Source organism: Algoriphagus namhaensis (assembly GCF_042649705.1).
Classification (GTDB): Bacteria; Bacteroidota; Bacteroidia; order Cytophagales; family Cyclobacteriaceae; genus Algoriphagus; species Algoriphagus namhaensis.
Genome location: NZ_JBHRZS010000007.1, coordinates 53,410 through 78,440, shown reverse-complemented (window position 1 = coordinate 78,440; position 25,031 = coordinate 53,410). Strand labels below are relative to the sequence as shown.

Sequence of the window (25,031 nt, the reverse complement as noted above, 5' to 3'; positions counted from 1 at the left end):
AAAAACCGGCCTAGGCCGGTTTTTTTATTCTCATTCCTGAAGTAAGACCCGCCAAGCCATCTCCAACTCCCCTTTTTCTAAATAGCTTTTCGCTAACTCGTGGAGATGATTGACCAGTGATTCGGGATCATTTACAAAGCGACGCTTGATCTCTGCTACCTCCGGATGATGCGACATTTCTTGAATTTCTGCAGCACTGGGCAGTTCTTCCACATTCCCCAAACGACCTAAATTATTCCCAGTTAGCACCGTGCTGTTTCTCACTGTATCAGGCAACTGATCCACACCTATGCCCATGGTACGGAGCGGTTTTGGGATTTGAAATAGTGCATCTCCACTTGCACGGCTGTACCAATTACCTCCCAATCGAGCAACGGCATCAAGCTTGTTGGGATCTATGGTTCCATCCTCATCCAGCACCGTTTCACTCACATGCAAGGCCAATACTTCGCAAATAACGAGATTCCCAGCTCCTCCTTTATCCCCTAGAGCCTTAACTTCATTCACTCTACATTCCATCGCAATCTGAGCTTCTTTCACCCTTGGGGGCTTTACTTTCTCTGATGGAATTGAAGTTAATCCCGCTTTTTCAAACTCATTCACACCTTTGGGATATTCGGTGCTGGCAAGAGACATTTGCTCCACCAAATCAAAACTCACCACATGAATAACCACTTCCGGTACTTCCAGAACATTCTCCAGCGTATGCTTCGTGGTATTATCGCGAACACGCCTAGATGGAGAAAAAATCACAATAGGTGGATTGGTACTGAAAAGATTGAAAAAACTGAATGGACTCAGGTTTACCTTACCTTCTTTATCGATAGTGCTGGCAAAGGCTATAGGCCTTGGGGCCACACTTCCTTGGAGAAGGGCGTGAAATTCTGCGGTTTTTAGCGATTCGGGATAAAAGGTTTTCATATCTTGAAATTACGATTCAGTTTTAATCAAAATACTTTTTATCGAAAAAGGTTCTTATCCATGACACAATTTGCTCCAAAAATACTCCGTGTTGCGCTCTTTACATTCGCAAGTTTTCTGATTCTGTCCTTTGGAAGCCCCATCCATGCCCAGTCCCATAAACTGGCTACTTTCAATATCCGTTGGGATAACCCAAACGATGTCGGTAATCTCTGGAAGGATAGACTCCCTCACGTCATCGCTTTGATCCAGAAGCACGAGCTAAAAATCGTTGGAGTTCAGGAAGCGCTAGAACATCAGCTGAATCAACTTTCAGAAGGTCTAGGCTATGATTTTGTAGGAGTAGGAAGAGATGACGGAAAAAAGGCAGGAGAATTCTCTGCTATTTTGTACGAGGCAGACGAATACGAATTGCTCGATGAAGGCACATTTTGGCTTTCCCCCACCCCTGAGACACCTAGTAAAGGCTGGGATGCCGCATTAAATCGTGTTTGCACTTGGGCCAAGTTTCAGGACAATTCCGGTATGGCATTTTTCGTGTTCAACATTCACTACGACCATATAGGCGAGCAAGCACGCATCGAAAGCAGTAAGTTGGTTCTCCAGCAAATAAAAAAAATCAACCCTTCACAATTACCGGCAGTTTGGATGGGGGATTTCAATGTTGCTCCTGAAGATGAGGCGTATACGGTGATCCTGCAGGACTCCAACTGGAAAGATGCGAGACTAGTGAGTCAAAGACCTTCCAAAGGACCAAGAGGTACCTTTACGGGCTTCGAATGGAAAGTAAAAACAAATCGAATCATCGATCATATTTTCGTCAATTCTGGTGTGCAAGTATCTCGACATGTGATTTTGGATGATCATTATGGCCAAAAATATCCGTCCGATCATTTTCCAGTAATGGCTGAAGTGGAGTTTACGAATTCACTTAAGTAGGGTATCGTCAATTTGAACGAAGGGAAAAATCTCTGAGAAAAATATATTTATGACATTATCCCTATAATTCCCCCAAAGCAAAAAGCCTTCGAAATTGAATTTTCGAAGGCTTTCAAAATTAAAGTACTTTATCTTACGGTTCTAAAGCTGCAACTCCAGGAAGCACTTTACCTTCCATATATTCCAAAAGGGCACCGCCACCTGTAGACACGAATGAAACTTCATCTCCCAATCCGAATTTATTCACGGCAGCAGCGGAATCACCTCCACCGATCAGTGAAAATGCCCCATTTTTAGTTGCGGCGACCACGGCTTCAGCCACTGCTTTGGTTCCTTTGTCAAAAGACTCCATTTCAAAAACACCCATGGGACCATTCCAAAGGATGGTTTTAGATTCCGCGATCACGCCTGCAAAAAGCTCTCTGGTTTTTGGACCAATATCCAAACCCATCCAGCCATCAGGAATTTCACCTTTGTTAGCCATTCCTTGCTCCGCATCATTGGCAAAAGCCTTAGAAATCACCGTATCCACAGGCAGCACAAGGTTTACTCCTTTGGCTTTGGCCTTAGCCATCAATTCCAGCACAAAGTCCAGTTTATCTTCTTCCAGCAAAGAGTCTCCAATAGTCCCTCCTAGCGCTTTCGCGAAAGTATAAGACATTCCCCCGCCAATGATGAGGTTATCGACCTTATCAAGCAGACGCTCAATGATCAAAATTTTATCCGCGATTTTCGCTCCACCCATGATAGCAGTGTAAGGCTTATTCGGATTACCCAAAACCATATCTGCATTTTTCAGCTCAGAGAGCATGAGATAGCCACAAACTTTATCTATAAAAAAGTCTGCGATCACTGCCGTAGAGGCATGGGCTCTATGGGCTGTACCGAAGGCATCATTTACATAAATGTCACCAAGACGAGAAAGTTTCTGTGCAAAGTCCTTATCTCCAGCCGTTTCTTCCTTGTAAAACCGAAGATTTTCGAGCAAAAGAACTTCACCTGGCTTTAAGCCGGCAGAAAGTAATTCAGCCTCCTGACCAATACAATCCGGAGAAAACTTTACCGGTACTCCAAGGGCTTTTTCTAGATCTAAGACTATATGTTTCAAGGAAAATCTATCTTCAGGCCCTCCTTTTGGTCTTCCCAAGTGTGACATTAAAATAGCAGATCCTCCATCCTTCAATATCTTCTGAATGGTCGGAACAGCCGCCTGAATTCGGGTGTCATCGGTTACATTGAAGTGATCGTCAAGCGGAACATTGAAATCCACTCGGATCAAAGCTTTTTTATTAACAAAACTAAGATTGTCTACGTGTTTAATTCTAGGATTCATAGGATTGGCTTAAATGATAATTTAGCGTTAAATAAAAAGTGAATGTATAAAGTTTCGCCCAAGATAAGGAGAAAGCAAAAGTAAATCTAGCCAGTGCTTAACCTTTTGCTGCGGCACGGCGCAGCCTATCGTTCATCGCGCGACCCAATCCGACTTCCGGCATATATTCGGCTAAAATCACTTCTGCACCGGAGGAATCCAGTTGGCGCATGGCCGCAAAAAGATTTTGAGCCGCCTCATTCAGGTTTTCATCCTTGCTCAAAATGTATTTACGAGAAGCATCAATTTCTTCAAATTGTCGAGACAGACTCAAAACCGCAAAGTCTTTTTTGCTTTTGGAAGCTTCAGCAATCAATTCATACAGATTACCAACCAAAAAAGGAACTCGAGGAGCATAATGGCTGAGTAAAAGACCAGGCGCATCTGGTCTTGAGCTACTCTGCGTACGAACTGTCACCTTTCCAACCACTTCTTCGACAGCATCAATAGACAGTCCACCCATTCGGTAAATGACAACTTCACCATCTTCCATCCCGACTATGGTACTTTCCAAACCCACCGTACAGGGTCCGCCATCAAGGATCAAAGGGATCTTCTCTCCCAATTGCTCGGATACATGACTGGCTCGAGTGGGACTGATGTATCCAAAAGGGTTGGCACTGGGAGCCGCCAAAGGAAAATCAAGCAGGCCCAATAGTGAATGCGTAAGCGGATGAGCAGGAACCCGTAAGGCTACCCTAGATAAGCCTGAAGTGACAATATCAGGCACAATCTCCTTCTTTGGCAAAAGCAAGGTCAATGGACCTGGCCAAAACTCTTCAGCCAGTTTTTTTAGCTTTTCAGGAAAATTACTCGCATAGTTTTCAACTTGGTCGATCCCTGAGATATGCATGATCAAAGGATCAAATGAAGGTCGATTTTTTACTTCGAAGATCTTTGCGACAGCAGAGCCATCCAGCGCATTTCCCGCCAGCCCATAGACCGTCTCGGTAGGAATACCCACCAGATCGCCTTTCTTTAGAAATTCGGCTGCGCTAAAAATATCCGGAGAAATAACTGCCATCTATTCACAGAAATCATTCAGCCAAGATTGTGCTTCCTCATACCCGAGGCTCAAAGCCATCTTCAAGTCAACACAGCCCTCTTCCTTTTGACCCAGAGCGCTCATACGTGTCACACCCAAAAGGTAGTACGCAGGGCCATTGTTATTATCCAAATTCACCGACTGGGTCAAAGATTCAATAGCCGCCACGGGATTATTATTACCCAAAAGTGCCTTTCCTCGATTGAAATGAACCAAAGCTTGGTTTGGATTTACCTGAAGAGCCGCATCGAAATCCAGCAAAGCATCTTCATATTCCTCTAGTCCCAAAAGTGCTAAGCCCCTATTGTAATAAATATCCGTCTGTGATGGATCTAGTCCATTGGCCAGATTATAATCTGAAACAGCCTCTTTGAAATTTCCCAACTCTAGATTCGCATTCGCTCTATTAAACCAAGGTTTATAACTAATCGAGTCAGCCTGAATCGAAAGGGTAAATACTGGAATAGCCTCCTTGTACTTCTCCAATTGAAAAAGTGCTACACCTTTGGCATTAAGCGCTCTGGCATTGGCAGGGTTTTTATCCAGGGCCCGGTCTAGGTAAGTGATCGCTTTATCCCAGTTTTGGCTATCCATATTTGAGATGCCTTCGGACACGAGTTCTTCTTCACTAGGACCACAGGCGACAAGGCCTAAAAGGGCAATGAAAATCCAGATTTTTTTCACGAGTAAGTAATTTTTTGGCAAAGATAGGGCTTCAATCCTTTTTTCAGCCTTGTGGCAGAAGCTTTGATCGATAAGCCTCCGGAATCGGAGTGGGCTTCATGGTTTTCATATCTACCGAAACCATCACGGTATTGCACTTGGACAAGATGGTGGTTCCATCTCCCTTTTTACTCATAATGAGCTGCTCTAAGTCAAAGGATGAATTACCCAATCGAGTACAACGCACCATACAGGAGAGTTCATCATCCAGATGTATGGGTTTGATATACTCAATGGTAGTTTTACCTACAACCGTACCGATTTCCATCACATTCCATCCGCAGGTTTGATACAGGTAAAGTGCGCGAGCGTGTTCAAAATAGCTATAATACACGCCATTATTCACATGCATATATCCATCGATATCTGAAAATCGAATTTGGAGATCGCAGGAAAAAGAGAATAAATCTAGATTAGGAGGGGTGAGTTTTGGGGTCATTAATTCAATATTTCCGATCGACTGGTCTTTTCAAGCATTCGAAGAATCGAAGGGTTGTAGCCGATCATATCTTGTACGGAGTCAAAGGTAATCCATGCAAGCGAAATACTTTCATTACTCAGCACCAAAGGCTCTTGGATATCACCTTGAATCAAATAGCGGACATCGTAATGATGATGTTCTGGGATTCCATTATGCGCAGGAATAATGTGCTTATCAATATCAAAAATAGAGGAGTCCACTAATTCCAACGTCTTCAAACCGCTCTCTTCAAAAGCCTCTTTCATCGCCACTTCAGCGAGATTTTCTACTCCATCGGCATGACCACCAAGCTGGAGCCATCGATTCAATTTTCGATGCAAAGTGAGCAAGGTATGGGTTCGCCGTTTATTGACTATCCAAGCCGAAGCCGTAAAGTGCCCCTCCAATCTAGAACGGAGAAAAGCATCCTCATCTTCCAGAAGGTTCAGAAAATCTTCAACATACTGCGACTCCTCCTCATAGGGAGTTCTGTATTTCTTTAATTGGTCTTTTAAGCTTTCTCTGTCCTTCATTTTATTTTTTGAAAAGGCGATCCATAAAATCATCAAACGGCCACGCATCCTGATACAACCGATCAGAGTACACCGTGGCCAGCAATTTAAGATAGCTGGGTTGATTATCTGTAATTACTTTTTCCAAAGCCACATTTCCAAAAAGCTGAGAAATTAATTGGCCTTCCTCAGGCATTTGCAAAGGTGGTTTGAAGTAAAATTTTTCTACCTCAAGGACCTTACCCACTTTTTCCTCAATCTTCCGATCCAAACTCACTTGCTTATACCCCATGTCCAAAATCCGAGCTGAAAATGCGTGAAAGACATTATTGAAGCTTTCCGGAGTCAGTGGATCCTCAAAGGTGATAGCAAAGCCATTGGCATATTTGGTAGAAAAAAGATGCACCTGAGGACGCTCATTGATCTGATTCTTTTTGAAGTAATAATTATTATACAACCGGTTCAGCAAATCCTCTCCTTCTGACTCATCAAGCCATTCGTTAACTTCCTGAATCCGCTCAGAAGTCAAGGCAAAGTTTTCCTTATGACTCACCCCTAGCTTGGATGCGTTTCCAAAAACCTTATTAAGAAGACCGTCAAAGTAGTTAGCCATTAATTTTAATTTTGCCTCCTGGGAGTTCAATGAGCTCGGCCAAATCAATCATCTCTCGGATGATGTCAAAGGCTTCGGTAGAGTTAGGGGAATTAATCTTGGCAAGCAATTCCTCTTTGGTTAACTCCCCTGATTCTTCTAAAGTTTTCAAAATCCTGGATTTGAATTTGTTTTCCGAACGAATGGGGTTTTCATTTTTCTTTCGCTTCAAGCAAATATCACAAAAGCCACAAGGCTGGGTTTCCTTCTCTCCAAAGTATTGTTGCACAAACTCCATACGGCACAGCTCCTGCTGATGAGCATACTTCAGGATGACTTGGGCATTTTCGAGGGTCTGAGCCCTTCTTTCGTTGATTCGGCTAATATTCAAAGGAAGCCTGCCCGCATCGTATCTGGGTGTGAGAAAAAATATCTGCGGTTTGTCTTTTCGTTTGTCATAGTCCAGCAAGTCCATTTCGTCCAGTTGATTGAGACGTCTAATCAGTTCTTCCTCAGAAATAGAAAGTGCCTTTGCCAATGCTGCCTCATTGATTTTGATGTACTCTGCGAAAAGATTTCCGCCATAGGTGCGAAGCAGAATTTTAATCACTGGATCAAGTTTGACATAGGCGATCTGAATTTGGTAAAGTGCGTGAGACTCTACCAAAAAATGAACCCGAGAGGGAGAATAATAGCTTTCACTCATGGCAATAAAGCCCTCCTCTTCCAATACCTTTAATCCATAAAAGGCCTCCAAAACCCCCAAATTGTAGATTCTCGCGAAATTTCCCCAATCGAAATCCAAGCTTTCATTCACCTTACTCCCCACTGCCAATTGAAAATGGTTTGCCAAGCACTGGTAGACTCTTTTTACAAAGTCAATCGGCGGATAGACCAATGCCGCACGGTTCATCAGCTTTTCAAAATCCTGCTCATTGCTCATCAGTACAGCAAAGGATTTCTTTCCATCTCTACCCGCTCTACCCGCTTCCTGATAATAGCTTTCTAAGTTTTCAGGTAAGTCACTATGCAGCACAATTCGAACATCCGACTTGTCTATTCCCATGCCAAAGGCATTGGTGCAAACCATCACGCGTACGAGGCCATCCATCCACTTTTTTTGTACGAGATCCCTTTCCTTGACAGGAATTCCGGCATGATACGCTCCAGCCGTAAATCCCAATTGAGCCAGAGATTTACTGATTTGATGTGTCATCTGCCTACTTCGCACATACCAAATCGCCGATCCTGGAATCCGAGAAAGTACTTCCACACCTTTTTCTAGCATGTTTTCTACCAGGCGTACACTGAAACTGAGATTTGCTCGCGCGAAAGTCGAAGTGAAAACCGCTTGATTTTTCATTTCCAACTTGACTTGGATATCCTCTGCCACTTTGGGCGTAGCCGTAGCTGTCAAAGCCAAGACAGGAACTTTGGGATGAAACTCCCGAATCGATGCTATCTCGAGATACTGCGGGCGAAAATCATAGCCCCACTGGGAGATACAATGAGCCTCATCAACGACAATCATTGCCACGTTCATTTGCTTAAAGCGCTCGATAAAAAGTTCGCTTTTCAGCCGCTCAGGTGAAACGAACAAAAACTTATAATCTCCATAAATGGAATTATCCAAAGTTCGGTCTACCTCTCGCTTATGCATCCCTGAATAGACTGCATGAGCTTTAATCCCCTTGGCATGAAGTCCATCGACCTGATCCTTCATCAAGGCAATCAAAGGACTGACTACCAAGCAAATCCCCTCCATTGCCAATCCTGGGATTTGGTAGCAAAGAGATTTTCCAGCGCCTGTGGGTAAAAGGGCCAGAGTATCATTTCCGGAAAGCACACTTGCGATGATCTCTTCCTGAAGCGGGCGAAAACCGTCAAATCCAAAGACTTGTTTGAGAATATGTCGTGGGGAAGCGCCCACTTACCACTGGGGTTTTTGCTTGTTGAGAAAAGAAGAAATGCCATGAACGCAGTCGTGGTGCGCTCTTCCTCTAGCATTCATTTCTGCTGCGAGTAGCAGATTTTTCTCTCGATTTTCTTCATCCAATTTCCTCAGTAGAGTTTTGGTTTGGGCCATGGAGTTTGAGGAATTATTTTGAATTAAGTTGCCAGCAAATTCGGCTACTCGATCAGTCAATTCTTCAGGTGAAACTATCTCATTCACAAGTCCAAGCTCCTTGGCTTTCTCCGCACTTACCAACTCTCCTGAAAGAAGTAACTCCTGGGTTTTAGCCCCGCCGATTTGCTCCTGCAAAAAAACCGATACCAATGCTGGGATAAAGCCAATTCGAACTTCCGTATAACCAAAAAGTGCCTCAGGAACGGTAAAAGCAAAATCGCAAACGCTCATCAAACCGCAACCTCCAGCAATGGCATGTCCCTGAACCTCGGCAATCACGACCTTTGGCAGGGCATAAATCCTTGCAAATAGCTGCTTTAGCCGAAGGCTATCCTCAAGATTTTCTTCATAGGAAAATCCTTGAAGATCTTGCAAATAAGCCAAATCTGCTCCAGCACAAAATGCTTTGCCATTGGCTCGAAGCACGATAACTTTTACCTGATCATCACTTTCAAATTGCTGGAAAGCCTCATCCAAGGCTCGAATCAAGTCAGGTCCGAGTGCATTACGCTTTTCAGGTCTATTGAGTGTGATGTAGCCGATTTTATTTAGGATTTCAGTAAGTACCATGGGTGATGAGTTAACAAGAGTTGAATTTATACTTTCGGCGGTGAACGCCAAAATAGATCAAGGCAGAATCCGGATGGCTCTGCTGCCCAAAGTGATCTCTTGGTCCGAAAGATTTGGTGACCATTCTCCATTTTCCCAAGCCTCAGTTCTATGAGATGGGTTAATCACAATCTGACTTTGCGAAGAATCGTTGAGAATCAAAAGATCCAAATCATGAAAATATAATTCTCCATTCCCATTTTTTAAAGCTTTCATGGTCTCTGGGACAAGTCCCACACCTTTCGCCAGCCGATACGGATCAGCCACAAAGCTAATCTGTTCTTCTGCGAATCCTGCGTTGAAAGAATTTAAGCCACCCGAGTGGTAATGATCCACCAACACACCTTTAGCATCTGGATAAATCAAGATTTCTTCTTTAGGTTCAAGCCCAGTCATTAACAAATACCAACTGAGTAAGAGGGTAGAGGAATAAAGTCCTGTTCGTATAAGGGCTCGTTTCGGCAATTCCTTCCACCCTGCCCACAGGAGCAATAAAATCCAGATCAAAAGCATCAAAGGTGGAGAGATCGTCAATCTGTCAAGCTTACCACCAGGAATCATAGTCAAGTACTCGATGACACCATTTTGCATGTCTATCAGCAAATTGAGAAACCAAGCCATTGCTTTTCCCAAAAAGGGGATTTTCATCAGGATCAGCCAAGGAACGCCAATCTGCATAATTACAAATGCCAAAGGCAAAACGATCAGATTTCCCAAAAGAAAATAGGTTGGAAAATAATGGAAATAGTACACTGAAAGTGGGAAAGTCGCCAGCTGAGCGGCAATGCTTACGGTCATCAATTGCCATATATATTCTAATACTCGATTTTTTGGTAAACAAAAATCCAGAATCAAAGGCTGAAGCAAGACGATTCCACCTACAGCTAAATATGAAAGCTGAAAGCCAACATCAAAAATTACGCTTGGATTCACGGCGATCATCAGCATTGCAGAGAAAGCAAGGATATTAAAAGTCGGTGGCTTTCGGTTTTGGATTTGTCCAAAAATCAATAAGCTGAACATACAGCTCGCCCGGATTACGGAAGGAGAAAATCCGGTCAGCGCCGCATAAAACCATAGGAACAAGACCACCCCAAAAAAGTAGAATTTTCTTACCATCCCTTTGAGTTTGACTGAATTAGCGAGAAAGAGAAATAAGGCATATACAATCCCCACGTGAAGACCCGAAACAGCCAAAATATGCATCACTCCAGCTTGCCCATAAGCGCTGCGAGTTTCGGGATCCAGCGACCTCTTCTCACCCAAAAGCAAGGCCTTGGCAATGGCTATCGTTTCAGGTTTAGTAAAGACTTCCTCGATCTCGGATGCTAGATCATGCCTTACCCTTTTTACAAAAAAGGCTAGATGGTCTTCGCCTCCTTTTGCCAAGACTTTCACGTCTTGACGGGCAAAATGACGACCCGAGACTCCTTGTCGACCTAACCATCCTTTGTAGTCAAATTGCTTAGGTCCATTTGTCGGTGGAATCGGATCAAATTCACCCTGAACCAAAACCACATTACCTGGGATCAGGGAATCGCCAAGTGTATGATAGATTAAGATCTTTCTGTCTGTAGGAATCCAATCATCTTCTTGAAAGACATGAGTAACATGAATCAGATTTTCCCATGAATTGGGTTTTTCCAAATCATATTCCTGCACCTCACCCAGATATCCCTTTGGATTATTTAGAAATTCCACTGAAAGACGTTTGGATTGATATTCTTGCTGATGCAGAGCTAGGCCAGCTCCGATTAAAAATAAAAGTAGATAGGCCCAGAGACTGAGTTTGAAGGTTGACTTGCGATTGGATTTGTAGAGGAAAACGAGATAGATCAACCATGCCGAGGCTGAACAAAGAAGCAAGATGATCCACGAGCGATCTGCTAGGGCTTCGGATAACAGAACACCGCCAACAAAAAAAGGTAAATACCTGAGAAAGGGAAAGTTGGAGAATTGCATATTAAAAAATCATACTCCTCAAAATACAAAAAAAGCAAAAAAAAAGAGCCAAAAGGCTCCTTTAAAATTTTTAATTACTTGACTTAAAAGCGATAACCTAGACTAAATCCCCCGTTGACTTCAATCGTAGCAAAACGGTCAGATACTTCTTGGCTAAAGCCACGGACCACGCTTGCATAGGGACCAAAGGCAAAATTTTCGGAGACTTCCCACTTATATCCCACACCTGCACCGAAGATGAAAGCGTTCATATTCGTAGTTACCACATCGCCATCAATCGTTTCTTCGAAGTCTCCAAATCTCAATTTAGCAAGTGGATAAAGATAAAATCTTCCATTGGTATTATCCCCAAAATAGAAATTCATCGATGCCTGAACCGAGTTGGTCTTATAGGTTTTACCATCTTTTTGTGAATTAAATCCGAATCGATCATTCAAGTGAACCTGAAGATCAAGAGAGTGATTCTCACTCAAAAATTTCTCATACCCCACTTCTACAGAACCCAATAAAATCAGATTTAGGAAGTTTATTTTTACTTCATTGGAGCCGGCTCCGGGTCCTCCACTCCCACTACTGGAGATCACGTCTTGAGCATTTGCCCCGAAGCTCATTGCTACGATCAGGATTACGACACTAAAAATTTTTTTCATATCTGTTAGATTAAGAATTGTTCATTTCCATTTGATAATGCAAGATATTACATTCTTCAAAGATATTGCCAACCTTTTCGAAGCCAAAATTGGTATAAAGAGAGACTGCCTTGATCTGAGCATGTAAGTATTTCTTCATTTTGGACATCTTTGGGTCAGAATCGATATCCTCCAACACTGCTTTGACCAATTTCTGCCCTATTCCCTTCCCCCTATTTTCTTTTGTAACGGCAAATCGCTCCAGCTTCACTCCTGAGGAAGTAACCCTCCATCGGGCAGCACCCACCGGCACTCCATCTAGTCTGGCTAGAAAATGAGAAGCACTCGATTCAAATTGATCGTACTCCATATTCGCGTCCACTCCCTGCTCATCTACAAAGACTTCTCTTCGAATGGCAAAAGCAGCCTCAAAATCTTCCTTTGACGTAATTTTATTGACCTCGATTCCCATTGGATGAATCTTTTGGGAGTTGGTTTTTTTCGTAAGCCTCAATAATGCTTTTTACCAACTTGTGACGGATTACATCTTTTCCACTCAGATTAATCATGCTGATCCCTTTCACTCCCTTCAATATTCGAAGGGCTTCGATCAAACCGGATTTTTGCCTAACGGGCAAATCCACCTGAGTCTGATCACCTGTGATCATCACTTTAGAATTAGGTCCCATTCGGGTCAAAAACATCTTGATTTGCTCGCTGGTGGTGTTTTGTGCTTCATCCAAAATCACGAACGCATCGTGAAGCGTTCGTCCTCGCATATATGCAAGTGGAGCTATTTCAATTACTCGGGTTTCCTGATAATACTTGAGTTTTTCCGGGGGAACCATATCTTGAAGTGCATCGTAGATAGGCCGAAGGTATGGATCTAGCTTCTCTTGCAAATCACCCGGAAGAAAGCCAAGATTTTCACCTGCTTCCACTGCCGGTCTTGTAATAATGATCCGCTTCACCTCCCGATTTTTCAGAGCTTTCACTGCCAAAGCCACCGCAATGTAGGTTTTTCCGGTACCAGCAGGGCCTAGGGCAAAAACCAAGTCATTCTTGGTCATGGCTTCTACGAGCTTGCGCTGATTTGGGGATTTGGGTTTGATTACAAGACCCTTGTTTCCAAAGACGATGACCTGGTTTCGGAGGATTTCCTCCTGAGCAGTGCCATCCACATCAATATAATCTTTGACGATTTCCGGAGTTATTTTCCCATAGCGATCAAAATGATTAAGCAACTGGTTGAATACTTCGTTTATACGAAGTATTTCTGGTGCTCCTCCTTGAATTCTGACTTCATTTCCCCTTGAGACAATTTTGCTCTGAGGAAAGGCCACAGATAGCTGCTTAATATTCTCATTTGCCGTCCCTAAAAATTCGGCAAGTGGTACGTTTTCTAAGGTGATTACTTTTTCGACCAAACTTGTTCTGTTGATTTAAAATATCCTTGAAGGCTAAAGAATAAAATTTCTATTTTTGTTCAAACCCCTAGTACAAAAGTACACAAATAAAATTACCCTTTTCTATGGCATTAGTGACAATCCTCTCAGATTTTGGGGATAATGATTATTACTTACCCGCGGTGAAAGCCAGCATGTTGTCGATCAATCCACAATTGAATATCATCGATATTTCCAATCAGATTCGATCCTTCGATATTGCTCAGGCAGCCTTTATCCTTAGGTCCACTTTTCGGGATTTCCCAAAAGGCACTGTGCATTTGGTGGCTATTAATACCACCGGTGGAATGGCGGAGGGATATATCGGGGTAAAATTAGAAGAGCATATTTTTATTGGTCCAAATAATGGGATTTTGAGCCTACTCGCGGATCACGAGCCGGGAATCATGGTCAAGTTTGCTGACCTCCACTTGAAGGAGACCACCTTTCCTGCCAAGGATATTTTGGCGCCCATTGCTGCCAAAGTAGCGAGTGGAGCAGCGATCCATGATTTTGGCGGACCACTTCAAGGATTTAAAAAGATGATATCTCGCCAGTCCAAAGTGACCAAGGACCAAATCTTAGGTCATGTGGTGCATGTGGATGTTTATGGCAATCTGATCACCAATATTCGGAAGGCGGACTTTGACAAGCTCAATCCGGGCAAGTACACCATAGATTTCAATCGTGAACAACTCAATAGGTTGAATCATGGGTACGATGAAGTAGAACCCGGAGATTGCTTTGCTTTTTTCAATAGCCTCGGATTGCTAGAGATTGGGATTTACCATGGAGATGGTGCTGGTTTGCTCGGAATGAAAATGGACAGTATTGTATATATAAACTTTGAAACGTAAGCCATGCTGATCCGAACTGTAAGAATGACTTTCCAAACTGAAAAGGTTGGAGCATTTTTAGAAAATTTCGAGAAAAATAAAGAAGCGATTCGAAGTTTTCCGGGCTGCCTACATTTGGAGCTTTGGCAGGATGAAAATGACAAAAATATTTTCCTCACTTACAGCCATTGGACAGATGAAGCGGCACTGAATCAATATCGTGACTCTGAGCTTTTTAAATCAGTTTGGGCTTATACCAAAACTCTCTTTGCTGCGAAGCCCATTGCTTTCAGCTCAAAAAAAATCCAAGAAGTGGAAGGTTGATGTTGTAGGAAAAAAAATCTTTACTCATATTTGCAACCCGTTACAGCAGTAGCGGACGAGATCTAATCTCACCAAGCCCAGATGGCGGAATTGGTAGACGCGTTGGTCTCAAACACCAATGCCTTCGGGCGTGCCGGTTCGACTCCGGCTCTGGGTACAAAAGCTCTTTCTGAAAAGAAGGAGCTTTTTTTGTTTCTGGGGTACAAGAAAAAAGACCCGCATATCTGCAGGTCTTTCAGACTTCAAAATTCAGCCTTCATCTTTTAATTAATTTCCTCTCAGAATATCCATTGGAGGCTGATTGATAATTTTTCGCCCATTCAGCCAACCTAGCAAAATGGTGATCCCCGTTATTCCTAGGTAAAGCACAAGTCCCTCCAACCATGCACCTCGGAATTGTATCTCAAAGACAAACTCACAGAGCAACCAAGTGGCAGCAAATGAAAGAATGATTCCCGAAAGCGAGGCCAGACTTCCCAAAAAGAAATATTCTAAGGTATTGATTTTGCCAACGGTCGCAGAGCTTGCTCCTAGCGTACGGAGTAAAATACTTTCTCGCATTCGTTGATACTTGCTAATGATCAAAGAACTTATCAAAACCAAAATACCTGTCGCAATAGAAAACAAGGCCATAAATTGAATCACAAAGCTGATCTTGTCTAGGATTTCTTCTAAAGTCTTCACGATAGTTCCCAAATTGATAATGGAAATATTTGGAAAGACTCGGACAATCTCCGCCTGTACCGCTGCAGACTCTTGATCTGTTTGGGTTTTGGTGATCAGCACGTGAAATTTGGGAGCTGCATCCAAAACGCCGTCAGGAAACAGTACAATAAAATTGGTACTCACCTGCCCAAAATCCACATTTCTAAAGCTTCCAACGTAGGTTTTCAAAGGACGGCCTTGCACATTGAATTCGATTTCGTCACCCAGTTTGATGTCTTGTCCTTCGGCAAAATCCCTTGAAAAAGACACAAAAATCGAGTCTCCGGGATTTTCAAATTTGCGAAGCTCACCTTCTACTAGGGTTTCTGTATCAATCAAGCTGTCACGATAGGTCACACGAAACTCCCGATTGTACAACCAACGACCCATTCGTTCCTCATCAGGAAGCTCACTATTTTCTTGCTTATCCACGCCATTGATCTCATTGATTTGCATGGTGACAATAGGTACTTCCTGCATGATGGGTAGGCCTTTGTCCAAAACCCGCTGCTTCACATCTTCAAGCTGAGCTGTCTGAATATCAAACATCAGGAGATTGGGCTGATCGTCTTTGTCCGCAAATCGAACCTCGTCGAGAAGTAAATTTTGGAGAAAAAAGAGCGTACTGATCATTGCCGTGCCTAGCCCTATTGTAGCAATCAGCGAGATGGTTTGGTTGTTTGGTCTATACAAATTGGCCAGAGACTGCCTCAAGGTATATCGAAGCGAAATCGGCAAAAATCTTCGAACTGCCCACATGATCAGCTGGCCAACCAACCATAGTATTCCAAAAGCAAATACCACGAACCCAGTAAACCCGAGCGCCAACTGCCAAGAATTCAATAAATAGAAGCTAAATCCCCAAATAAAGAGAAGAATCCCTGCGATCACTGCCCAGCGGAGTGGATCTTTGAGTAGGCTTGTATCTGCCGTTTCTGGCCTTAAGGTCGCCATGGGAGATACGTTTCTCACTTTTAAAAGGGGCAGAAGCGCAAAAAGAACCGACACCAAAAGTCCAGTCACCAGACCAAAACCCACCGAGATCCAAGATACTCCTAAGTTCACCTCCACGGGCAGGAAGTCCTCAAATACCAAAGGCAGAATATATTGGAGAATGGTACCGAAGAAAGCGCCTAAAATCGCACCAGCCATCCCCATGATTTTGATCTCTGTAAGATAAATCAGCAAAACATCTCGGGATGAAACGCCAAGGCATCTAAGCACAGCGACTGAAGCAAGTTTTTCTTTCACAAAAACATTCACAGCGCTTGCCACACCAACACATCCCAAAAGTAGCGCGATAAAGGCCACTAAGCTCAGGAAGTTGGAAAGATTGGCAAAGGATCTACCGGTTTGTCTCTTTTTATCTTCTACCGTATCAGCATCTACGCGATCAATTTCCCATTGATCTTTGAAAGGCTCTATAAGAAGCTCCACGTCAGTTCCCTCATCAAAGAGGTAGTATTGGCTATAGTTTACTCTACTACCATATTGAACTAAACCCGTTTCTTCGAGGTATTCCATCGGAATGTAAACCGTGGGAGCCACGGTGGCAGTGATCCCTGTTTGTCCTGGTACCTGCTGAAGTTCTCCCACCACTTCAAATTCTACTTCACCGACCTTAATATAGTCCCCGACTTGCGCCTCAAATTGCGCAAGCAAAGCACCTTCTACCAGGGCTTTTTTTCCTCCTTGCCGAAAAGAAGCATCTCCCTCAACGGGTATAGTCTCGAGACTACCATAAAACGGAAATTCTCCAGATAGTGCTCTTACTTGGGTCAGTCTGCTGGCTCCGGTCTCTGGAAATGCCACCATACTGGCGAAATTCACCTCTGCGGCCTGTTTGGAAGCCAAGCTATCCAAAGGCTGGTCTCCTAGAGGCTGGTTGTTTTCCAGCACTAAGTCGGCTCCTAGCAATTCTTTGGCCTGGCTATCAATATCTGCAGTTAAATTTTCACCGAAACTACTGATCGCCACCAGCGCAGCAATACCCACCACGATTGACGAAACAAAAAGAAGCAGCCTTGAAATGTTTTTCCGGAAATCCCGAAAAGCCATTTTAATAATCCATGAAAAATCAGGCATGAGCATCCTCCTGTATTTTGCCACCTTTAATGTGGATGATGCGTTGTGTTTTGGCGGCCAAGTCTAGGTCGTGAGTAACGAGTACCAAGGTGGTTCCTTCTTCTTTGTTGAGATCAAAAATCAATTTCTCAATCATCTCTCCGGTCTCGGTATCCAGATTACCCGTCGGCTCATCGGCAAAAAGAATTTTTGGTTCATTGGCAAAAGCCCTTGCAATAGAAACTCTTTGCTGCTCTCCACCTGAGAGTTGAGTAGGGTAATGCGTCGCCCGATCTCCAAGTCCCACTTTATCCAAAAGCTCTTGGGCCTTGGCTCTAGCGTCTTTTCGTTTTTTCAATTCCAAAGGAACCATCACATTTTCCAAGGCTGTCAAAGTAGGTAGCAATTGGAAATTTTGAAAAATAAATCCAACACTTTGATTTCGAATCGCGGCACGCTGGTCTTCCGATAGGTTTTGAAGATCTTTACCCGCCAAAGTCACACTACCCGTACTTCCAGAATCCAATCCGGCGCAAAGGCCGAGAAGCGTGGTCTTTCCAGAACCAGATGGACCCACTATGGAGATGATTTCTCCCTCGGAAATATCAAAAGTCACGTCGTCGAGTACAGTGAGTTTCCGACTTCCGCTGGAATAAGTCTTGGTGAGATTTTTAATTGATAATATGTTCATTATGTGGTGTTATTTGCAAAAACATGATAAATGAAACGACCTGAACCCAACTTTGTTGAAGTACATCAGTTTCTAAGGATAAGAATTGAGCTCACCAATTAACTTTACATTGGTGAATTTGATTATCTCAATCCGCTAATCAAATCCCAAGTAAACCAAATCAAAGGAGATATTAAATTCTTTTATACGTTCGGAAATATTCCTGTTTAACTTTGACCCTATGCAAGAATACATCAAAAATAGCATACACCTCTTCCTGTTTTCCTTTCTGGTGGTTTCTTTAAGCTTTTGCTCAGCTCCGACGGAGACTGCAGTGGAAACTGAGACAGTCTCTGAAGAAGCCCCAAAAGAAGAAGAAAAGCAGAAAACCATTCTATTCTTTGGCAATAGTCTCACTGCAGGCTACGGCATCGATGCCGATGACTCCTTTGCAGGTCTCACCCAAAAGAGACTGGATTCACTTGGGCTAGATTACCGGGTGATCAATGGAGGCCTTTCTGGAGAGACCACGGCAGGAGGATTGAGTAGACTAGACTGGTTTTTAGAGGATCAGCCTGAGATTTTCATTCTAGAACTTGGAGGAAATGACGGACTACGGGGAATCGAAATCACTGAAACCAAGAGTAATCTACTCGACATAATCGATAAGGTCCAAACCAAATACCCCGAGACAAAGATTATACTTGCTGGAATGCAGATCCCACCAAATATGGGTCAGGAATATGCCAGCGGGTTTACCAAAATTTATCCCTCCGTTGCTGAAGAGACTGGTGTGACGCTCATTCCATTTCTTTTAGAAAATGTCGGGGGTATTCCTGAGTTGAATCTGCCCGACGGAATCCACCCTACTGAGGAGGGACATCAGATTGTTTTTGAGACGATTTGGCCTTACATAAAGGAGAAGATCGGGGCCTAGTCAAAAACCCATTTCAAACCATTTATAATAAATCCAGTCATTTCTGATTGGATTTATTTTTTTGCCCTTCCTTGATTAAAATTTTTGTTCTATCTTAAAATCATTATTAAAAATTTTAAAGAATGAGCTTTCAAATAAAAAATTCTGGAGAAGCCTATGACGTCATTATCGTGGGCTCAGGTGCAGGGGGAGGAATGGCTTCAAAGGTACTGTCAGAGGCAGGATTGTCTGTAGCAGTAGTGGAAGCAGGTGGGGATTTTGATCCTGCCAAAGAAGAAGATCGAACTCAATTGAGGCCACCATGGGAATCCATCAGAAGGGGTGCTGGGACCAGAATCAGACCTTTTGGAGATTTTGATGCCGCTATCGGTGGCTGGGATATAGAAGGTGAGCCTTACACTCGAAAAAACGGAACCCAATTCGACTGGTTTAGATCCAGAATGGTGGGCGGCCGAACCAACCACTGGGGCAGAATTTCTTTAAGATTTGGACCTAACGATTTCAAGCGAGCCAGTATAGATGGAATGGGTGATGATTGGCCCATTGGATACGAGGACGTAAAGCCATACTATGATAAGGTGGATAAACTGATAGGGGTTTTTGGCTCCAAAGAGGGAATCTACAACGAACCAGATGGTTTTTTTCTTCCTCCCCCAAAACCACGACTTCACGAATTATATATCAAAAAAGGTGCAGACAAGGCGGCGATCCCCATGATTCCTTCTCGCCTTTCCATGCTCACTCGTCCAATCAATAATGAGCGAGGAGTTTGCTTTTTCTGTAATCAATGTAACCGCGCCTGTCAGGCTTATGCCGATTTTTCGGCAGGGACTTGTCTGGTGCATCCTGCTATGAAAAAGGGGAAAGTGGACCTTTATACCCATTCTATGGTTCGAAAGGTCACTACGGATGCCAGCGGCAAGGCCACCGGAGTTTCTTTTGTTTCCAAAATGGACATGAAAGAGTACAAGCTAAAATCTCGAGTAGTTGTACTCGGCGCCTCAGCCTGTGAATCTTCACGAATCCTAATGAACTCCAAATCTCAGGCTTTTCCTGATGGTATCGGAGCCAGTTCGGGTACACTTGGTAGATACCTACATGACTCCACAGGAGCAGATCGCATGGGAATTATCCCAGATCTGATGAATCGGGAGCGATACAATGAAGATGGAGTAGGCGGAATGCACATGTACACTCCATGGTGGCTAGACAACAAGAAACTTGATTTTGCCCGAGGTTATCACATCGAATATTGGGGAGGTATGGGTCAGCCATCCTATGGAACAGGAATGGGAATGGATTCCATGCGGAAATACATTATTGATGAATTTGGTAAACCAAGTCCAAATGGCGGATATGGCACAGGATTGAAGAAAGATATTCGTACCCTTTATGGATCGACTCTCGGAATGTCTGGACGTGGAGAAAGTATTCCTAGATATGATAACTATTGCGAAATCGACCCGAATACGGTAGACAAGTATGGTATTCCTGTCTTGAGATTCAATTATAATTGGACTGATCAGGAAATCCTTCAGGCCAAGCACATGCAAGACACATTTGAAGAAATCCTGACGAATGCAGGCGCCACCTTGCTTGGCAGTAAGCCAGGACCAGAAACTAAATATGGCCTTGCAGCACCAGGTAGAATTATTCACGAAGTAGGAACTAGCCGAATGGGAAATGATCCCAGAACCTCGGTCTGTAACTCCAATTCTCAAGTTCATGACTGCAAAAATGTCTTTGTAGTAGATGCCGGCACGTTCGTATCTCAAGCGGATAAGAATCCAACTTGGACCATTTTGGCTCTGAGCTGGAGAGCATCAGACTTCATTATTTCCGAGTTGAAAAAGAAAAATATCTAAGCCATGAATAGACGAGAAAACCTAAAACTGCTCTTTACAGGCTCTATCGGTACGGGATTGCTTTTGACCAACTGTGCACCAGATGCTCAGAAAATCCCACCAGCCCCTGTTGCCCGTAGTGGGACGATCGGCGGACGAACAGAAGAAGAAAAGCTTCGGGATCAAAAGCTGATGGCCGAGACTTTTTTCACTGAAGAAGAAAAAAAGAAATTGAAAATCATGGTTGACATCGTGATGCCAGCAGACGAGGAAAGTCCATCCGCATCAGAAGTTGGAGCGATTGATTTTATAGATTTTATGATGATTGATCAGCCATACAATCAAACTCCTATGAGAGGTGGACTAATGTGGCTAGACTACGAAGCCGATGAAAAATTTGGTAAAGCGTTTTTAGATCTTTCCCAAGACGAAATCATGCAGATCGTAGATGAAGTTGCTTGGCCAGATACAGCCAAACCAGAATATGAAGGCGGCGTCAAGTGGTTTAATATGGTTAGAAACTTCGCGGCTACGGCCTTTTTCTCTACAGAAGCCGGATGGAAATACATGGACTATCAGGGCAATAAGCCCAATGCTTGGGATGGAGTGCCTGAAGAAGTCATGCGCAAACACGGAGTAAGCCTTCCTGAAAAATACTTGAGCGTATACCTCAAGCCGGAAGATCGCGGCAAAGTAGCCGAATGGGATGACGATGGAAATCTCATCGCCTAAAAAAACTTTCATTAAACCCTTGAAGATCAATTTCAAGGGTTTTTTCTTTTGCTGAAGCCTAGTATATTTCACCTACTAAACCAACAGCTATGAAAAAAACAGTTCATTATCTATTTGTTTCGCTCCTTGCCTCTTTGATTATTTCCTGCTCATCCGAAGAAAAAGTAGAGCAGACCGAAGAACTTACTTTTGAATGGGAGTTTGTGGATTCCTTGGATTTCGAATATCTCGGTAACCCAATCCTAGCAGACATCCATATGGTTGGAGATAAGGCCGTGTTTTATGATTTTGCGAGTTCCAATATCCTGATCACAGATCTAGAAGGGAACCTAGTTAGCGAATTCAATAAGACAGAAGACACTCCCGACAGCTATGGATTTATGATGAACTTGCCTGGATTTTTTGATCAAAATCAGATTAGCGTAATGGGTATGGCTGGCATCTTCCTCTATGACTTGGAAGGGAATATGATCACCCGAATCAAACACCCCGAATCGATAGGAGGCGCGGCTTTTATGGCTTTGGCAGGCAAATCCATGGAAAAAATCAACCTTGGTGGTAAGGACTACATTCTTTCCAAATCCGTAAGAGGTCGAGAAACTTTCCCAGGCGAACCTAGATTTTATGACCTGTACCGAACGCTAGAACTCATTGACATTGAGTCAGGCGAAAGCGCCGAAATGATCCCATTCGAGGAAGGAAGTCTATTCAAAAACGGACTGGGCTATTGGGAAAGTGATTACATGCCTGCTTTTGAGGCAAAGGATGAAAAGATTTACATCGCAATGGGTGGTGAGGGAGTCTTACGAGTTTATGACATGGAAAATGGCAGGGCTGTATTGGATACCGCCATCCAACTCACCATTCCAAATTTCCAACCCATTGAAGGAAATGACCTCTCCTCTTTCCAAGAAGGAAGCATTACCATAGAAGGTGGTGTTGCCAGCATCCGGAATATTCACATCGTCGAGGATAAACTAGTGCTCCCTTACTATGCAGGTATGGAAGCTCAAAAATCGCAAGAGCTTGAAGAACTATGGATGTCGGGAGCTGAAGAAGAGGCCGAGCTTGCCTATGCAGAAGCTGAAAGAGAAATTCCAAAAGGAGCCTTGATTTTTGATCTAGAAACCCTTGCTTATTTAGGAAGGTTAGATATGCCAGTAAAAGCACCTTCACCTGCTTTTGCTTCCTCAGGTAATTTTTTATGGATGGAAAAACCCGCTTCAGAGGAAGTGGAGGAAGATTTCGTCCGTATCTATCAGGTGAAACTCGTACAGAAATGAATAAACAAAATCTTCTAATTGGAGCTTTCACACTGCTTCTCCTTTCCTGCGGAAAAACGACCGAGGAAAACGCAAAAACCCTTTCCATTAATGATTGGGATTTAGTGATTTTAGATTCTGTTCAGGTGGATATTCTCGGAGATATCTCTACGGGAGATTTCCAAAATGGAGTAGGTCTTTTGTTCGACTACACCAGTAATACTTTGTATAAAATCGATGAGACAGGCCATGTTTTAGCCAGTCAGAGCTACTCGGCAGATGGGGTGAACCCCATGCAGTTTATCACCACGGTCAAAATCGACCCCACAGGAACACCACATATCATGAACTATCGGGGGCAGTTTTACAACTTGAATCCCGACTTGAGTATCAAAGAAAAAATTGAACCTCCCTTTCCTTCGCTCTCATACGATGGACGGATGGATTCAAGAGATCTAGAATTTTGGAAGGACGATATCTTGATGATTTATGCCGGGAGAGACGAAGTTAGTCCCTACACTCAGTTTTATTTTCGGGATAATCCCTTGGTCGAAAAACTAAATCCTCGAACAGGTGAAAGCATGGCAATGATTCGCACTCCTGCTAGTTCGAAATTCGCCTCGGACCTCTTGTACGAAAGACCTACTCCTTCTTTTAGCCTTTCGGGCGATAGCCTGTATCTTTATTTTGACAATGAGCCCATGGTACATATCTATGAGCTGAACCAAGGAGGGGAATTTATCAAAAGCTTAGAGATTCCGAGTAGTGATTTCCTTCAAACACCAGAATTAAAGGACGAAACCGAATGGTATGATTTCAGTACCATGATCAGTGGACGTATAATGGGTGTTTTTGCCGATAAAGGCCACCTGGTCGTGCATTATTCCAATGGTGTAAATGAGGAGGTTTTTACTTCCTACGAATTTGACAATCCCGAAAATTTCCCGAAGATCATAAAATTAGATGATCACTATTTTCAGATTTATGATTCAGAGTCAGGTTGGTCCAATCCAATTCTTATCCCGAAAAAAGTGGATAAAGTTTTTGCCCTTCCTAGCATAGATCAGCCATTTTTCGCTCTAAGAAATGATGAATATCTAGAAGAAGAGCAGGACTATTTGACTTTGTACAAACTCCAACTGATCCAAAAATGAAAAACCAACTATTACCTGTATGGAGCCTAGCATTCTTTCTGCTGGCCTGTACATCAGAACCTGAAGAGATACCCCAAACTCCCCTATCAGATCGAAATCTAGAATTTGAAATTTACGATTCTCTGGTGGTCGATTATTTGGGCAATTTGATTCTGATGGACATAAGTCCTGATGGTGAGAGCTTCTTGCTCATTGATCAAAATACGGATAGCATTTTTGTCACTAATCCTGAAGGAAATATCCTCAACAAATACAAACTAGCAGGAGATGGACCTGAAAACTATACCGAAAGTCGATCCGGACTTGCGAAATTCATTTCTCCAGAGGAATATCTCTTGCCTACGTCAACGGCGATTTACCGCTACAATCTTGACGGCAAATTAGGTGAAAAATATGAGCTCGGGTTTAGCCCAAATATTATGCTTATCGTCAGCAATGGTGATAATCTGGGCCTGAGAGAAAATAAAGTTTACACGACCATGTCTGGAAGGGCCATGGAGGAAGGAAAAATGGGTATTGAGTACCAAAAGGTGGCAAATGTTTTAGAGATTTTGGATTTGGAAACAGGGGAATATACCCCCACAACTCCTTTTCCGAGGATGTCAAGATTTAGTTCAGAAACGGAGAGTCATACAAGCCTGGCATATTATGCAAATGTGGCGGTGAATGGAGATTCAGTTTTTATCAGCTTTAGGAATGAACCCACGATTTACAGCTATCATTATACTCAATTGGATTCACCCGCTCGTGTGATGGATGTTCCTTTCGGAAATTTTATCCTTTCCGAGCCAGCTGAGGATGAGGATCAGTCTGGTTTCAGGATGAGAGATCTATTCGTGGGTACAATAAATTCAGTCATTCCTATTGGTGATGGACAGTATATGATTGACTATTTATCGGGACTAAAGGATGAAGAGATCAATCCCATTTTGAGTGAAATGAGTGGGGATTTCAGCAAAATATTTGAAGAAGCAAACAAGATCAATACTGCGGGACGAGTGATATTTGATGGCAAATCTATCAGTCCAATCATCCACAAACCAAAGCTATTGGGTTCTTTAACCAAATTTGTTTCTCAGGAAGAAATATGGTTTGCTTTAAATTTTTCAGAAGCCGAAAATGACTACAGCGTAATTTACAAAACCCGCTTGATAGAAAAGTAAAAC

24 protein-coding genes and 1 tRNA gene are annotated in these 25,031 nt (G+C 43.1%); 10 read left to right on the top strand and 15 right to left on the bottom strand.

Annotation, left to right across the window (positions count from 1 at the left end):
• Positions 1 to 30: 30 nt before the first annotated feature.
• A complete protein-coding gene (locus ACFOSV_RS08690; RefSeq protein ID WP_377905482.1) occupies positions 31 to 921 on the bottom strand; it encodes a flavin reductase family protein in 891 nt (296 codons plus the stop codon).
• Between the two features lie 60 nt (positions 922 to 981).
• Between ACFOSV_RS08690 and ACFOSV_RS08685 the strand changes: the two genes are divergently transcribed.
• Positions 982 to 1,860: an endonuclease/exonuclease/phosphatase family protein gene (locus ACFOSV_RS08685; protein WP_377905480.1), complete on the top strand. Its 879-nt coding sequence runs from the start codon at positions 982 to 984 to the stop codon at positions 1,858 to 1,860.
• A 133-nt stretch (positions 1,861 to 1,993) separates the two neighbouring features.
• On the opposite strand, the gene ACFOSV_RS08680 is transcribed toward ACFOSV_RS08685, so the two are convergent.
• The 12 genes from ACFOSV_RS08680 to ACFOSV_RS08625 all read right to left on the bottom strand — a co-directional run bounded on the left by ACFOSV_RS08680 (position 1,994) and on the right by ACFOSV_RS08625 (position 13,319).
• Entirely contained in the window at positions 1,994 to 3,193 is a 1,200-nt protein-coding gene (locus ACFOSV_RS08680) for a phosphoglycerate kinase (RefSeq protein ID WP_377905478.1), read from the bottom strand.
• Positions 3,194 to 3,290: 97 nt separating this feature from the next.
• Positions 3,291 to 4,256: an L-threonylcarbamoyladenylate synthase gene (locus ACFOSV_RS08675; protein WP_377905476.1), complete on the bottom strand. Its 966-nt coding sequence runs from the start codon at positions 4,254 to 4,256 to the stop codon at positions 3,291 to 3,293.
• Complete coding sequence (locus ACFOSV_RS08670) at positions 4,257 to 4,961, bottom strand: tetratricopeptide repeat protein (protein WP_377905474.1); 705 nt, start codon at positions 4,959 to 4,961, stop codon at positions 4,257 to 4,259. It lies immediately after the preceding gene.
• A gap of 43 nt (positions 4,962 to 5,004) precedes the next feature.
• Positions 5,005 to 5,439 carry an acyl-CoA thioesterase gene (locus ACFOSV_RS08665; RefSeq protein WP_377905472.1) on the bottom strand — a complete coding sequence of 145 codons (435 nt, stop codon included), beginning with the start codon at positions 5,437 to 5,439 and terminating at the stop codon, positions 5,005 to 5,007.
• A complete protein-coding gene (locus ACFOSV_RS08660) occupies positions 5,439 to 5,993 on the bottom strand; it encodes an NUDIX hydrolase (RefSeq protein ID WP_377905470.1) in 555 nt (184 codons plus the stop codon). Before ACFOSV_RS08660 ends, ACFOSV_RS08665 begins: the two co-directional genes overlap by 1 nt.
• Before the next feature lies 1 nt (position 5,994).
• Positions 5,995 to 6,585 (bottom strand): hypothetical protein, encoded by a 591-nt coding sequence (locus ACFOSV_RS08655; RefSeq protein ID WP_377905468.1) that lies wholly within the window; start codon positions 6,583 to 6,585, stop codon positions 5,995 to 5,997.
• Positions 6,578 to 8,494 (bottom strand): RecQ family ATP-dependent DNA helicase, encoded by a 1,917-nt coding sequence (locus tag ACFOSV_RS08650; protein WP_377905466.1) that lies wholly within the window; start codon positions 8,492 to 8,494, stop codon positions 6,578 to 6,580. The genes ACFOSV_RS08655 and ACFOSV_RS08650 overlap by 8 nt, the downstream gene beginning before the upstream one ends.
• The gene (locus ACFOSV_RS08645) at positions 8,495 to 9,262 is read right to left on the bottom strand and encodes an enoyl-CoA hydratase/isomerase family protein (protein ID WP_377905464.1); all 768 of its coding nucleotides are present in this window, start codon (positions 9,260 to 9,262) and stop codon (positions 8,495 to 8,497) included.
• Positions 9,263 to 9,319: 57 nt separating this feature from the next.
• Complete coding sequence (locus ACFOSV_RS08640) at positions 9,320 to 11,263, bottom strand: ComEC/Rec2 family competence protein (RefSeq protein ID WP_377905462.1); 1,944 nt, start codon at positions 11,261 to 11,263, stop codon at positions 9,320 to 9,322.
• An 83-nt stretch (positions 11,264 to 11,346) separates the two neighbouring features.
• Positions 11,347 to 11,913, bottom strand: coding sequence for a DUF3575 domain-containing protein (locus ACFOSV_RS08635; protein WP_377905460.1), 567 nt, complete (start codon positions 11,911 to 11,913; stop codon positions 11,347 to 11,349).
• A 10-nt stretch (positions 11,914 to 11,923) separates the two neighbouring features.
• Positions 11,924 to 12,364 (bottom strand): GNAT family N-acetyltransferase, encoded by a 441-nt coding sequence (locus tag ACFOSV_RS08630; protein ID WP_377905458.1) that lies wholly within the window; start codon positions 12,362 to 12,364, stop codon positions 11,924 to 11,926.
• Entirely contained in the window at positions 12,345 to 13,319 is a 975-nt protein-coding gene (locus ACFOSV_RS08625; RefSeq protein ID WP_377905456.1) for a PhoH family protein, read from the bottom strand. Before ACFOSV_RS08625 ends, ACFOSV_RS08630 begins: the two co-directional genes overlap by 20 nt.
• A gap of 104 nt (positions 13,320 to 13,423) precedes the next feature.
• On the opposite strand from ACFOSV_RS08625, the gene ACFOSV_RS08620 reads away from it, so the two are divergent.
• From ACFOSV_RS08620 to ACFOSV_RS08610, 3 genes are all read left to right on the top strand, one after another.
• Positions 13,424 to 14,194 carry an SAM hydrolase/SAM-dependent halogenase family protein gene (locus tag ACFOSV_RS08620; RefSeq protein WP_377905454.1) on the top strand — a complete coding sequence of 257 codons (771 nt, stop codon included), beginning with the start codon at positions 13,424 to 13,426 and terminating at the stop codon, positions 14,192 to 14,194.
• A 3-nt stretch (positions 14,195 to 14,197) separates the two neighbouring features.
• Positions 14,198 to 14,497 (top strand): putative quinol monooxygenase, encoded by a 300-nt coding sequence (locus ACFOSV_RS08615; protein ID WP_377905452.1) that lies wholly within the window; start codon positions 14,198 to 14,200, stop codon positions 14,495 to 14,497.
• A 75-nt stretch (positions 14,498 to 14,572) separates the two neighbouring features.
• Positions 14,573 to 14,654 (top strand) — tRNA-Leu (locus tag ACFOSV_RS08610).
• A gap of 110 nt (positions 14,655 to 14,764) precedes the next feature.
• On the opposite strand, the gene ACFOSV_RS08605 is transcribed toward ACFOSV_RS08610, so the two are convergent.
• Both ACFOSV_RS08605 and ACFOSV_RS08600 read right to left on the bottom strand, forming a co-directional pair.
• Positions 14,765 to 17,287 (bottom strand): ABC transporter permease, encoded by a 2,523-nt coding sequence (locus ACFOSV_RS08605; RefSeq protein WP_377905450.1) that lies wholly within the window; start codon positions 17,285 to 17,287, stop codon positions 14,765 to 14,767.
• Positions 17,280 to 17,957, bottom strand: a complete 678-nt coding sequence (locus ACFOSV_RS08600; protein ID WP_377905448.1) for an ABC transporter ATP-binding protein — start codon at positions 17,955 to 17,957, stop codon at positions 17,280 to 17,282. The genes ACFOSV_RS08605 and ACFOSV_RS08600 overlap by 8 nt, the downstream gene beginning before the upstream one ends.
• A 220-nt stretch (positions 17,958 to 18,177) precedes the next feature.
• On the opposite strand from ACFOSV_RS08600, the gene ACFOSV_RS08595 reads away from it, so the two are divergent.
• The 6 genes from ACFOSV_RS08595 (at position 18,178) to ACFOSV_RS08570 (ending at position 25,028) form a co-directional block, all read left to right on the top strand.
• Entirely contained in the window at positions 18,178 to 18,873 is a 696-nt protein-coding gene (locus ACFOSV_RS08595; RefSeq protein WP_377905446.1) for an arylesterase, read from the top strand.
• Positions 18,874 to 18,995: 122 nt separating this feature from the next.
• Positions 18,996 to 20,738: a GMC family oxidoreductase gene (locus ACFOSV_RS08590; RefSeq protein ID WP_377905444.1), complete on the top strand. Its 1,743-nt coding sequence runs from the start codon at positions 18,996 to 18,998 to the stop codon at positions 20,736 to 20,738.
• Between the two features lie 3 nt (positions 20,739 to 20,741).
• Positions 20,742 to 21,449 carry a gluconate 2-dehydrogenase subunit 3 family protein gene (locus ACFOSV_RS08585; RefSeq protein WP_377905442.1) on the top strand — a complete coding sequence of 236 codons (708 nt, stop codon included), beginning with the start codon at positions 20,742 to 20,744 and terminating at the stop codon, positions 21,447 to 21,449.
• A gap of 89 nt (positions 21,450 to 21,538) precedes the next feature.
• The gene (locus ACFOSV_RS08580) at positions 21,539 to 22,732 is read left to right on the top strand and encodes a hypothetical protein (RefSeq protein WP_377905440.1); all 1,194 of its coding nucleotides are present in this window, start codon (positions 21,539 to 21,541) and stop codon (positions 22,730 to 22,732) included.
• Positions 22,729 to 23,865 carry a hypothetical protein gene (locus ACFOSV_RS08575; protein ID WP_377905438.1) on the top strand — a complete coding sequence of 379 codons (1,137 nt, stop codon included), beginning with the start codon at positions 22,729 to 22,731 and terminating at the stop codon, positions 23,863 to 23,865. The genes ACFOSV_RS08580 and ACFOSV_RS08575 overlap by 4 nt, the downstream gene beginning before the upstream one ends.
• A complete protein-coding gene (locus ACFOSV_RS08570; RefSeq protein ID WP_377905436.1) occupies positions 23,862 to 25,028 on the top strand; it encodes a hypothetical protein in 1,167 nt (388 codons plus the stop codon). Before ACFOSV_RS08575 ends, ACFOSV_RS08570 begins: the two co-directional genes overlap by 4 nt.
• Positions 25,029 to 25,031: the final 3 nt, after the last annotated feature.